Consider the following 12,828-nt stretch of genomic DNA (forward strand, 5'->3'; position numbering starts at 1 on the left):
GACAGGAGTTTTTGATATGAACCTTCAGCAGCCACTCAAGCTTTTAGGTCAAATAAGGCGGAAATTCGTATTAGGCCTTGTATTGACCTATATGTATATTCAAATGTATGAGCCCCTTTCATTAGGCGAATTGGTGTTTCGCACCTTCGTCTATTTGGTGTTTCTCCTTTGTCTTTTTCCAAAAAACAAGCTGCCGCCTAAAAAGCAATTTTCTATGCTCCTCTTGATGTGGATTCTGACACATCTCTTGTGGCTGGTGACAGGTCAGATTCAAGACAGTATTGGACTGACCTTTTTTATGATCGGCTTTATCGCTTTTCGTTTTTCAGAGGCGCATCATCCCTATCTATTTGCTATCATCTTTTTCACCAGTGGGATCAGCTATTATATAAACGATTTTTCTTGGAACATGGTGATCACTCTCCCGCTATTCCAGCTGCTTGTGTATACACTTGTTTTGATTTCTAGAATGCGTCGGCGTGAACAGGAATTAAAGGAAGAACACTTCGGAGAACTGCAATTGGTTCACAAGGAATTATCAGAAGCCCATGAACAATTGAAAAAGGCGCATATGGAGCTTGAAGAAGCGACCGTTCAGTCACTCCAATTTGCAGTGCTGGAGGAGCGAAGCAGAATTGCACGTGACCTGCATGACAGTATCGGTCACCAATTAACCTCGATGATTGTCCAGCTGCAGTCTTTGCCCTACCGTTTAAAGCAGGAAGAACCAGAGCAGATGACGCAGACGTTTCAGGAGCTGATCAATATTTCTAAAAATTGTCTCACCGAAGTTCGTTCTGTGGTTCATCATATGGCGTCAGATGATGCAGGTCTCGGACTTGCCGGACTTCGCAGCCTCATCAAGCAAGGAGAGATATCGGGTGAGCTTGACATTCACTTTCATACAGAGCAGCTTACGTATAAAAAATGGCCGCTCTCCGTATCTGAACTGCTTTACCGCATTTTACAAGAAGCCATCACCAATACACTTCGCCATGCCAAGGCGACCGCGATGACCATTACACTATCTAACGACCAGCATGAGCTGATGATGAACATTGAAGACGATGGATATTTGACCAGTGAAAAAGATATTTCATTTGGCTTTGGACTGTCAGGCATGAAGGCACGGTGTGACGCAGCAGGCGGTTCCCTCAAGACGGCCATACGCGAGCCGCACGGCTTTTGTATCCATGTTCAAATTCCTATCAAGGAGGACTCCGAGACATGACACACCCTATTAAGATTGGCATTATTGATGATCAGCCGCTGATCCGCCAAGGATTTCGTTATATTGCAAGCGCTCAAGAGGATATTGACGTCATATGGGAGGCGTCAGACGGTCAGGAGGCGGTTGAGCTTTGCTCGATCAACACACCAGACGTACTGCTGATGGATGTACAAATGCCTGGAATGGATGGCATCACAGCAACAGAACACATTTTAAAAAAGCATCCAGATGTAAAAGTTGTGATTCTCACGACCTTTGATACGGAAGAATACGTCTTTGACGGAATTCGTGCAGGGGCAGTCGGTTATTTGCTGAAGGATACAATGCCTGAGGAATTAATTGAGGCCATCCGTACCGCCTTTGCTGGTGAATCTGTATTTCGAACGGCAGCCTCTGAGCACATGATGGCACGAGCTCTTCAGCAGGCAAATGATACACATCACACTCATCTGCTTCACGAATCATTCACAGAACGTGAACGCGATGTATTACAGCAAATGGCCTATGGCTTAAAGAATGAAGACATTGCTGATCAATTATTTATCAGCAAAAGTACGGTAAAAACGCATGTGCACCGTATTTTACAAAAGCTCAATGCACAAGACCGTACACAGGCTGTCGTCTTCGCCATCCGGCACCGCCTCGTGAAATAAAAACTACCTTCACTTCAAGATTTTTATACAAAAAACATTTAAAACCTAAAATAAATCTACAAATCAATACTTATTAACTAGTATATTGTGCTTATTTAATTCCTTATTTTATAGGTGATTGTGTTAAAAACTATCAAAAATAGGGACTAAAACCTATTCCTCATCATGAATGAATTTCGATAGAATGAATAGTGCAAATCGTCATTAGGATATTTTCCCCTTTAACACCCGAATATACCAATCTATCTGTTTCTTTTTTCTTAGTCAGATAGCGGGAATGAAATGACGAAAGAAAAGCAAAGGAGCTTCAACTGTGAATCTTAAAAAAATAAGTGCACTCCTCATGATTTCATTCGTGATGATCATCTCTGTAGCCTGCCAGGGCTCAGCCAAATCAACCGACGCTGATCAAAAGTCAACAAAAACAGCAGAGGTAAAAGTCAATAGCTACGAATATACGTTACCAGAAGACTCAACAACTACCCTGAGAGACAATGAATTGGTACTAAAAGTCAATCTGACGATCACAAACAAAGGTGACAAAGCCCTTTCATTATATAACTCTGACTTCTCCCTTTATCAGGACGACGCCAAAGTATCTGATTTAAAATTCTACGGCAGCAAAGACCGTCTTGACCTTGGTTCATTGAACAAAGGCAAGTCACTTTCAGGAGCTCTTTATTTCCTAGTAGACAAAGGGAAGAAATATCAGTTCGTCTATCAGGACAGCATCAAGAAAAACAGTGATTCCATCCAAATCGACCTAGATGGAAACAAAATACTCGATTCAGCAAAAAAGCTGGATAACCCAGCAAAAGCGTTATCCGCTTATACCGATATTATTGTTTTTGATAAAAAGAACGATGAATTCGCAGATTTAACGGGTGACAACCAATCGGATGTCGTCAATAAATACCATGAGATGTTTGTAAAAGACTTCAAAAGAAGTGCAGGAATATACGGAAATGAAGTGAGTGACCGAGAGATTCTGTCGATGTACAAACGCATTCAAAACACCATGAAGGATAAAGCGAAAGTAGAAACAAGTGTGAAAACCATCTCTGATGACGAAGCAAAGGTTGTCGCTCAAGTCACAGGCATTGATGCTTCTAACTTAAAAGACAAGCTAGACAAGCAAAGAGACGAGTTTTACAACGGGAAAATCCGTTCTAAAGAAGAATTGTATAAAAAAAGCTTAAACATGTACGCATCTGAATTCGAAAAACTTCCTCCCGTTTCCAGCCCAGCTGAATATGAAGTGAAAATGAAACGTAATGGGGATGGTCAATGGAAAATTGACCTCAATGATTATAATACAGAGCAGTACATGAGTGGTTTTATTAAAACGAGATAATCTAAAAAAAGACGCTGGCCTCTGAAGGAGCCGCGTCTTTTTTATATTATACTGTCGCCTCTTGCTCTTCTTTCACCGCTTTTTCGATATCTTTAAAACGGCTCGATACAGTCGACGCACTAATGCCATACTTCTTCGCTACTTGTGCTTGAGAAAGCGGAGCATCGCTTGCAAGTGAATGAATATAGTATTCGATTCCCGCAGCAAATGACGCTGCTTTACGGATCACAGGTGATTTCTGATCACAGTAGGCTTTCCAAACCGTTAAAGCACCATCTGTCAGGCTTTGGTCACCGTGCTCCTTCATTCCGTCTTCAATCAGCTTAGCAGTTTCCAGCTGGACGTCACTTGCCCAGTCCATACGATCTGCTGATAGACCTGCATCGCCTTCTGTTTGAGCAGGTGTTTCTGATTCTTCTACTTCTTGCTTCGCAAACATACACTTCAGCACATCAGGGAATGATTCTCTCATAAATGTGCTGCGCGCCCCTCCATTTGCTTCATATGCGTCAACAAGCTGGCGAACTTGAAGAAGAAGAGTATCTGTAAACTCTTTCGCAAACATCGTATATTGAATGAAAAACTCTGCCTTTTCTTCAAATTGAACAGGAAAACCAAGCACGAGACTTCCCTTTTCAGGCAGTACCGTTTGATCAGGTTTTACATCTACTTCAACCTTCTCCGCTGTTACCATATTCTCAAAGTAAAGAGACTCGTCCGTTTTTTCATTTAATAAAAGCAAAGATGGCTCCATGTCTGTCCAAGATTGGACCACTTGTCTTGTTTTCGGACGGGTAATATCTTCTGCTTTCTTTGTCAGGAACTCTTCGAAAATGGTCTCTTTCTGATCAGTTAATGGACGGAAGAAGATGCCCCATACACTCAAATGGAAAACTGAGATTTGTTGCGTTTCTTTATCCATATCTGCAAGGAAAGAAAACTCATTAATGAATTGATTGATCGCTCTCTGATGCTTAGAAAAAGCATAATTCATTAAATCCTTTTGAACTTGAACAGCTTCCTTAAACACAAGCTCAGACGTTTGTTCTCCGCCTGATTTTTGACCACAGCAATGTTTATATTTTTTTCCGCTTCCGCATGGGCAGAGCGCATTTCGTTTAATTTTTCCCAAAATAAAACCTCCGACATTCTAGTCTAACCTCACTATTTTAACAAACGATTGCACAGGAGGGTTTTATTTTCAAGAAAAAAGAAAAATCTGAATGATCAGTTAAATTATAAAATCACCTGAAGATCACGATAGATCATAGGAAAGACAGACTTTCTCTGTTTATTTTCTCCAATCATACCAACAGATTTTCCTCAGCTCATTCCTTCGAATAACTGCTTTGCCTCAAAATAAAAGATTTGAACGAATTTCTTCGTATTGACTCTGCCTGTCGATCCTGAGGGAGAAGATGTCTTCTGCATTTCTTTCATTCTTTGACTGACATCGGTAAAATCGAAAAACTTCGACGCGTAGTGCTCAAACTTAGGATTTGAGAAATCTGTTAATCCTAGTGAGGCAAAATGATTCAAGGAATGATGAATAGCTCGTCTAATCCGCTGCTCCGCCGCTTTCACTTCCCGCATCACCTCTACATCGGTTGCACCATGATCCAGTTTTCTTTCTGCTGTTTTGATAAACAGCTGCTTTAGCGGCGGGAAATTGACCTCATGAGAATTAGCTGACTGTGTTTCATGTAAGTAGATGAGTATCTCCAGTAAATCCTTAGAGCCGCTCTCACCGACAATTCCCAGCTCAGATAAGAGGAATTCCCCAGCCTCTTTCATCGTTCTTCTCTTCGCCCCAGTGCCGGCACCTTGAGAAATGACAGGCTCTAATGGCAGCACGTGGCGAAGAGAGGCTTGTATATCGTAAATCGATTTTTCCAGCTTGATACGCTCCATGACTTTTCGAATCACACTGACGATCTCAATACGATTGACAGGCTTATGGATATAATATTCAATCCCTAGTTCATAGGCTTCTGCCATCATCTCTTTCGCCTCTACTTGGGAAATCATAATGACCTTGCCTTTGAATTCAGGGTGAATATGGCGGATGGTTTGAATGCCATCTCTAGCAGGCATTAAAAGATCAATCAAAAGGATGTCTACTTTCTTGAGGTTCAGGGAATGTGCCTCTAATCCAACTCCGTCACCCGCTTCATCTACGACCTCTCCCAAATCCTCATCCTCTATGATTTGACCTAAAATCGAGCGTATTGCACGATCATCATCTGCAATGAAGAATCGCATACACTCACCCTCTCTGTATTAAATTTTGTATAGGAAGTACAAGCAGAAAAGCTGCACCTTTTGTTTCTTTTGGTTCGATTTGAATATGACCGCCAAGCTCTTGAACCAGCTCTCTCACATAGGATAAGCCAATCCCTGTAGACGGTGTTCCAAATGCATCAAATTTGGAGGTATACCCTGGATCAAACACAATCTCTCTCATTTTTTTAGGAATCCCTGGTCCGTCATCTTCAATCCGAATCTCTATTTTATCATGACTTCCTTTCAATTCGAGTGAGATCATCCCGGTATCTTTTATTGCTTCGACTGCATTGGCCATTAAATTATTAATCAGCGATAAGAAAATAAACACATGATAATCATGCAGATGAATGCCCCTTATATCAGATGTAAAGGAAATGTTTTTCCCAAGAGATAAAGCATACTTCTCTTGAATCCGGATGACAATTTGGACGAGCTCTTCCGCCTTCATATAGTCTTGCATATTTTCCTTCGAAATCAGCTTTGAAAGCCCAGCATAAATACGCTGATTGTCCTTTTTCACTTCATGAATTTCTCCTGCGAGCTTTAACAGCTCCTGACTCACTTTTTTCCCTGCTTCGTGTTCATGCAGCAGACGGTAAAGCCGGTATGATTCTTGTGTAATATGCTCTGTATGTTTTAACGTTTTCTTTAAATGCACCGTTTCTTCATATAAATTCGAAATGACCATCATCATATGCTCATTTTGTTTCATGATCTGCTTTTCTCTTGATTGAGCCTCATACAGCTTCATCATATTAAAAAAACTGATCACCACAAAGCTGTGAGCAAACGCAATGAGGAACATATCGCTCAGCTTTGATAAGGTCATCGTTGTATCAAACACTAGAAATTGTACAAACAGCTCGACAAAATCAGCAACTAATTCGATCATCAGGCCGATGATCCCAATGAAAATAGAGCGCTGTTTAAAGCGTCCCGTACGGACGGCAAAAAACAGGAAAGCATAAGTGAAATAGAAAAAGAAGCTTGGGAATTGCTGATAAAATGATGAAGCCAGATCAGCATTCTGCTGAATTAAATCTAAGCCTACCCGAAAAAGCACAATGGCTGCGCCAGTTAAAAATCCCGGCAATAGCGGTTTAGATTTTCTTAAGAGTAATAAGCAAAAGAAAAACGCAGGTGCGCCAAAGCTGATGCGAAACGTCTCATTCACAGGATAAAACTTCAGCTCTCCTGCAAGCGGCACAATGACCATCATAAAAATTAAAATGAATGCGTCCTTTTTGACAAGCTGATTTAAACTCAAATGACTGACATCCCTTCCCCTGTTTGCATAGCCACAGTATACAAGGAGACTCTTTTCTCCACAATGTACAAAAAAATAATTTTCACTGTTCCTTTTATCCTCAAAATCCTTTTTTATGACTATTCTCCGGGGCAGCAAGGTGACCTTTCAGCTATTCACTGTTTTGATCATTGACGACAATAATAGGAATTGTTTAGACAATCATCGACAGACTGATTTTTATTTGTAAGTTTTTCTGTAGATTTACGTCAGATTGTGTAGTTTCCAAGATAAATTGAATGAATAATTTTAGTGAAACTATATGTAAGCGTTTTCTTAATTTTCACTAAAAACCCTTTTTGTTTTTCCGCCGACAATGCCTTCATTTGTACATATATTTAGGTGTAAAGGAGTGGTGCAAGCAGCGCATGACAAGTTCTTTGAAGATGTGTAACATGTTTTCGTGCCTATTTGATCGCATTTTTTGTCATCCGCCAATTCAATAGGGTACTTTTTGATTTTTGATTGGAGGAATCGTATGAAAACAGCAATTTCTAATAATACACAACACGCATGCCAGTCTTCTGTTGATCAATGGGCAGAAGAAATACGTCCGTATTACATAAACGGACAGAATGCTGGCTACATTCCAGCACTTGGAAAAGTGAATTCCTCTCAACTTGGTATCAGCGTGATAGGCCCAGATGGATCATCTGTACGATATGGTGATTGGGACGTTCCCTTTACCCTGCAAAGTATCTCAAAAGTCATCAGCTTTATAGCTGCCTGTTTAGGAAGAGGCGTACCTTACGTCTTGGATCGGGTAGATGTAGAGCCAACTGGTGATGCATTTAATTCCATCTACCGTCTTGAGATGCATAAACCAGGGAAGCCCTTTAATCCAATGATTAATGCTGGAGCTATTACCGTATCCTCCATCCTTCCCGGAAAGACTTCTACAGAAAAGCTAGCATATATTTTCGATTTAATCGAAAACTTAATAGGAAAGCGTCCATCTGTTAATGAAGAGGTTTATCAATCAGAATGGGCAACTGCGCACCGCAACCGTGCTCTTGCTTATTACTTAAAAGAAACCAATTATTTAGAATCAGATGTCGAAGAGACATTAGAAGTGTACCTAAAGCAATGTTCCATCGAGGTCACAACTGAGGACATCGCCTTGATTGGACTAATTATTTCAAGTGATGGCTACCATCCCTTTAAACAAGTCCAAGTCATCCCAAAGGATATCGCAAGACTAACAAAGGCATTGATGCTGACATGCGGCATGTATAATGCATCTGGTAATTTTGCTGCTTTCGTAGGGGTACCAGCCAAAAGTGGTGTGTCTGGAGGAATTATGGCTTGCGTTCCGCCAAGCGCAAGAAGAGAGTTCCCGTTTCAGACAGGCTGTGGAATCGGTATTTACGGTCCCGCCATTGACGATTGTGGTAATAGCATTACCGGTGTCATGATGCTGAAAAAGCTCGCCAAAGAGTGGGATCTCAGTATTTTTTAAAGAAATAGGATGAATTAGAAGAGGTGATGTTATGAATGATTTATTAACAACAACAAATGGTTATCTATGGTCATATATTATTGTTGCACTATTAATTCTTGTCGGTCTTTATTTCACATTCAGGTCTCGTTTCCTTCAAGTGCGTATGCTTAAGGAAATGGTGATTGTTCTGAAAGAAGGAACAAACAAACAAAAATCTGGCGTATCGCCATTCCAAGCCTTTGCTATTAGTATGGCGGCTCGGGTTGGAACTGGGAACATTACTGGGATTGCGATTGCAATTGCCATGGGTGGTCCGGGCGCTATTTTTTGGATGTGGCTCCTAGCCATTATCGGTTCCGCGTCAAGCTTTGTTGAAAGTACGCTTGCCCAAGTGTATAAAGTAAAAGATGCATCCGGCTTTCGCGGTGGTCCCGCTTACTATATTGAAAAAGGCTTAAAGAAACGCTGGATGGGGATCTTGTTTGCTGTATTAATCACCATTTCTTTTGGTATTGTCTTTAACGCTGTACAGTCGAACACGATTACCATTGCATTTGAAAATTCATTTGGTACAAATCGTCTGGTCGTAGGCGTCATTATGGCTATCGGATTTAGTATCATCATTTTCGGCGGGGTCAAAACGATTGCCAAGATGGCAGAATACATTGTGGTCTTCTTAGCTGTCGCTTATATTGGTATTGCTCTTTTTGTCATGATTACAAACATTACTGAACTTCCTGGTGTGGTCAAGACTATTATTTCACATGCATTCGGTATTGAGCAGTTTGCTGGTGGTACCATGGGTGCCGTCATTATGGAAGGGATCAAACGGGGTCTATTCTCAAACGAAGCTGGGATGGGTAGCGCACCAAACGCTGCTGCAGCTGCCGTGACGACCCACCCTGTAAAGCAAGGACTGATCCAAGCATTTGGTGTCTTAATTGATACACTGATTATTTGTACAAGTACTGCCTTTATCGTCCTTTTCTCAAGTGCATATAAAACGACAAAATTAACAGGTATTGAGCTCACTCAAGCATCTTTAAGTGAACACATCGGTCCTTGGGCTTCGGGTGTTCTTGCCATTATGGTTTTCTTATTTGCGTTTAGTACGCTAATCGGGAATTATTACTATGGTGAAACGAACATTGAATTCCTTAAATCAAGCAAAGCATGGTTGATTGGATACCGTATTGCGGTCATTGCCATGGTTTTATTCGGTGCTGTAGCAAGTGTTCCTTTTGTTTGGAATCTTGCCGATCTGTTTATGGGCTTAATGGTCATCGTCAACCTCATTGCCATTACCATGCTGTCTAAAGTCGCTTTTGCAGCATTAAAGGATTATTCACGGCAGAAAAAAGAGGGGAAAGATCCAGTCTTTTATAAAAATGCCGTTCCAAACAATGAGAACATTGAATGCTGGGACGATGAACCTGCTTCGTTGAAAAAGAATCATATCGGGTAAATCACAAAAGCTCTGGTCCCCTGACCAGAGCTTTTTTCTTTAGTTCAAAAATTCGAGGATGAGTTTGTTTACTACTTCTGGCTTTTCATGATTGATCCAATGAGAAGCATCATCGACAAAAATCAGTTGGCCATTAGGGCAAATCTTTATCGTTTCCTTTGCCAATTTTCTGCTTAAAAATTTGTCTTCCATCCCCCAGATCATGCGAACAGGTACTAAAATACGTTTAGATATCGGCTTTTCAAAGCCGCCCTTTTTAATGGCTCGATACCAATTCAGCATTGAGGTCAAGGCGCCTGGCTGCGTCCAAGCGAGCTTGTAGCTTGAGACATCTTCCTTCGTGAACAAATGCGGTCTTGCCGTCAGCCCAATGGCTTCATCCAGCTTTTGAAAGTGATTTTCTTGAAGTGCTGCCTCTGGAGCATTCGGAAGCTGAAAAAAAGCGATATAGGAGCTTTTCTTCCACTGCGGCGGATAAAAAGGAAGAACCTTCATCATCACCCGCGGATGCGGCATATTGACAATGATTAATTTCTCGACATATTGAGAACGGGTTGAAGCCAAATGCCAAGCAACAGCTCCTCCCCAGTCATGTCCGCCGACAATCGCCTTTTGGTTCGGGCTCAGCGTCTTGATCAAACCCACAATATCATCTCTCAGTTTATCTAATACGTAGGATTCGACTCCTTCTGGCTTGTCACTTAGATGGTAGCCTCTTTGGTCAGGAACAACAACACGATAGCCTGCCTCAGCCAAGGGGATGATTTGATTTTTCCAGCCGTACCAAAACTCAGGAAACCCGTGGAGCAGCACAAGCAGCGGGCCATTTTCCGGTCCAGCCATTGCTGTGTGAAGTGTTACACCATTTGTTTGGATTGATTGAAACTCAATTTGTTCCATTCCTTTGCCACCCTTCTCCTTGTCCTTTTATTCTTCCAACATAGCATATTTTCCATTTTTCAGAAAATAAAAACACTCACAAAAAAAACCTTCACACTCGTGAAGGTACAGATTGTTAACAAAGGGCTAAAATGATCTTGATTTTAGCCCTTTGTCTTCCTTTCAGCGTGATAGAAAACCTTTGAAGTCTAGGAAGGACGAGCATCGGAGCGGAGCGAATTTGACATTCGTGAGCACCGGAGCGCAGACCTGACACCGAATGCGAGGGTTTGTCTACACGCTGAAACTTCACACTCGTGAAGGTCTTCGTCTATTTCATATAATTCAGAACCCAAATCAACCCATTTTTCCGGTCCTGTACTTGTCCGTGAAGTGCGCCAAAGAAGGTATCCTGTAATTCGACCAGTACATCTCCATCAGCTTCCAGCGCTTCATAGACAGCCTTTAGTTCTTCTTCATTGTCAAACTGCATGATCAATCTGAGATTCTCTGGCTTTGGCGTGCGTCCAAATGTATCTGAAAAATGAAGCAGTGATTCCCCAAGATGCAATTCAGCATGCAGGACACGGTCTTGATGTTCATTTAAGATCTGAATATCCCCACCAAAAATCCCTTGATAATATTGAAGAGATTCTTTCACATCTTCTACAACAATATAAGGACTAACACTAATCATATCCCTCATCCTCCTCTTGTTCCGTTCATCATCTCTTTTATAGCTTATCCCAAATCGTATGAAAAAAGGCACAAATCGTCAACGGATTTGCACCTTTTTCTCATGAAGATTTCGCTAATTCACTATGTTTGTTTGAATACGCTGCATACATGACGACACCGATTAACAGCCAAACCCCAAAGTAAAGCCATGTCCGGCCTGGTAAGTTGAGCATAAGGAACAAGCAGCAGCCCATTGATATAATCGGCAAAACCGGCACAAAAGGAACCCTGAAGCCCCTCTCAAGCTGCTGATGTGTTTTTCTCAAAATAAGCACAGATAAACTGACCATGGCAAACGTTAATAACGCACCGATATTCGCTAAGTTGGACAGATCCTTCAAATCAATAAAGCCTGAAATAACAGCTGTCATTCCGCCAATCATCCATATGCTAGCAACAGGCGTATCGCTTTTGTTTGTTTTTGAAAACACTTTAGGCAAAAGTCCGTCTCGGCCCATCGCATAGGCAATTCGAGTTGCTGCATAATTATTGGCGAAAATCACAGCCATCAATCCAATGACCGCACCAACAGAAATAATACCAGCCACACTATTTTGATGTACACTTTGCAGGACATAGGACATAGCCTCTGTGACATTCAGCTGTGTATAGTGCACCATGCCTGTCATGACCAAACAAACGACAATGTAAATGATCGTACAAATAAGTAATGAACCTATGATCCCAATTGGCAGGTTCCGCTGCGGATTTTTCACCTCTTCTGCTGAAGCAGAAATTGCATCAAACCCTAAAAAGGCAAAAAATACAGCAGCAGCACCGGCAATGACACCTTCTGCGCCAAACGGCATAAACGGCTGCCAATTGGATGGCTGTACATAAAAGCCGCCTACTACAATGAAAAGAACAATAATACCGAGTTTCACAAACACCATGATATTATTAAATTTTTTACTTTCCTTCGTTCCTCTAGATAAGATCCACGCAATCAGTAGAGCAATGATAATCGCCGGCAGATTCATATATCCGCCTTGCTCCGGCCCCGCTAAGAATTGATGCGGAATCGAAATTCCAAATCCCTCAAGCAAGCTGTTGAAATAACTCGACCAGCCGCTGGCGACAGCTGAAGCAGTCAGCATATAAACAGACAATAAGGTCCAGCCCATCAAATGGCCTACAAGCTCGCCCATGGTCGTATATGAATAAATGTACGCACTGCCGAATACAGGAAGCGCTGAAGCCATTTCTGCATAACAAAGTGCTGCCAAACTGCACACAATGGCTGCAATCGCAAAGGAGAAAATAACAGCCGGTCCTGCATCCTTAGCCGCTGTTATACCAGTTAACACCATAACCCCTGTGCCAATCACTGCCCCTATACCAAGAAGCGTGAGATCTAGCCCGCCCAGTGTTTTCTTTACCTTTTGCTGTCTGCTCTGTTCCAACAAATCGTGAACGTGTTTCTTACGAAGAATATGTCGCAAACCCTTTCCCTCCAAAACGTTAGAAAAACAAAA

The 12,828-nt window shown here is 41.7% G+C and carries 11 protein-coding genes; 5 read left to right on the forward strand and 6 right to left on the reverse strand.

Going from position 1 to position 12,828, the window contains the following annotated elements; translation table 11 throughout:
* Nucleotides 1–16: 16 nt before the first annotated feature.
* The 3 genes from M1D84_RS17570 (at nucleotide 17) to M1D84_RS17580 (ending at nucleotide 3,238) form a co-directional block, all read left to right on the forward strand.
* Complete coding sequence (locus tag M1D84_RS17570) at nucleotides 17–1,231, forward strand: histidine kinase (RefSeq protein WP_458106355.1); 1,215 nt, start codon at nucleotides 17–19, stop codon at nucleotides 1,229–1,231.
* Nucleotides 1,228–1,884, forward strand: coding sequence for a response regulator (locus M1D84_RS17575; protein WP_024424371.1), 657 nt, complete (start codon nucleotides 1,228–1,230; stop codon nucleotides 1,882–1,884). Before M1D84_RS17570 ends, M1D84_RS17575 begins: the two co-directional genes overlap by 4 nt.
* Before the next feature lie 313 nt (nucleotides 1,885–2,197).
* The gene (locus tag M1D84_RS17580; RefSeq protein ID WP_341080263.1) at nucleotides 2,198–3,238 is read left to right on the forward strand and encodes a DUF4352 domain-containing protein; all 1,041 of its coding nucleotides are present in this window, start codon (nucleotides 2,198–2,200) and stop codon (nucleotides 3,236–3,238) included.
* 46 nt (nucleotides 3,239–3,284) lie between these two features.
* Here the strand turns inward: M1D84_RS17580 and M1D84_RS17585 are convergent, their stop codons facing one another.
* From M1D84_RS17585 to M1D84_RS17595, 3 genes are all read right to left on the reverse strand, one after another.
* Nucleotides 3,285–4,370 carry an SEC-C metal-binding domain-containing protein gene (locus tag M1D84_RS17585; protein ID WP_024424373.1) on the reverse strand — a complete coding sequence of 362 codons (1,086 nt, stop codon included), beginning with the start codon at nucleotides 4,368–4,370 and terminating at the stop codon, nucleotides 3,285–3,287.
* 191 nt (nucleotides 4,371–4,561) lie between these two features.
* Nucleotides 4,562–5,500 (reverse strand): response regulator, encoded by a 939-nt coding sequence (locus M1D84_RS17590; protein ID WP_024424374.1) that lies wholly within the window; start codon nucleotides 5,498–5,500, stop codon nucleotides 4,562–4,564.
* Between the two features lie 4 nt (nucleotides 5,501–5,504).
* On the reverse strand, nucleotides 5,505–6,791 hold the full coding sequence (locus tag M1D84_RS17595) for an ATP-binding protein (RefSeq protein WP_024424375.1): 1,287 nt from the start codon (nucleotides 6,789–6,791) through the stop codon (nucleotides 5,505–5,507).
* A gap of 517 nt (nucleotides 6,792–7,308) precedes the next feature.
* Between M1D84_RS17595 and M1D84_RS17600 the strand changes: the two genes are divergently transcribed.
* Together M1D84_RS17600 and M1D84_RS17605 are read left to right on the forward strand one after the other, a co-directional pair.
* A complete protein-coding gene (locus tag M1D84_RS17600) occupies nucleotides 7,309–8,289 on the forward strand; it encodes a glutaminase (protein ID WP_024424376.1) in 981 nt (326 codons plus the stop codon).
* A gap of 31 nt (nucleotides 8,290–8,320) precedes the next feature.
* Complete coding sequence (locus M1D84_RS17605; RefSeq protein WP_024424377.1) at nucleotides 8,321–9,736, forward strand: alanine/glycine:cation symporter family protein; 1,416 nt, start codon at nucleotides 8,321–8,323, stop codon at nucleotides 9,734–9,736.
* 39 nt (nucleotides 9,737–9,775) lie between these two features.
* Here the strand turns inward: M1D84_RS17605 and M1D84_RS17610 are convergent, their stop codons facing one another.
* The 3 genes from M1D84_RS17610 to M1D84_RS17620 form a co-directional block, all read right to left on the reverse strand.
* Nucleotides 9,776–10,636, reverse strand: a complete 861-nt coding sequence (locus tag M1D84_RS17610; RefSeq protein ID WP_024424378.1) for an alpha/beta fold hydrolase — start codon at nucleotides 10,634–10,636, stop codon at nucleotides 9,776–9,778.
* 310 nt (nucleotides 10,637–10,946) lie between these two features.
* Nucleotides 10,947–11,312 (reverse strand): VOC family protein, encoded by a 366-nt coding sequence (locus M1D84_RS17615; RefSeq protein WP_025092526.1) that lies wholly within the window; start codon nucleotides 11,310–11,312, stop codon nucleotides 10,947–10,949.
* 100 nt (nucleotides 11,313–11,412) lie between these two features.
* Nucleotides 11,413–12,795, reverse strand: coding sequence for an amino acid permease (locus M1D84_RS17620; RefSeq protein WP_024424380.1), 1,383 nt, complete (start codon nucleotides 12,793–12,795; stop codon nucleotides 11,413–11,415).
* Nucleotides 12,796–12,828: the final 33 nt, after the last annotated feature.

It is taken from the genome of Bacillus sp. PK5-006 (assembly GCF_054161415.1).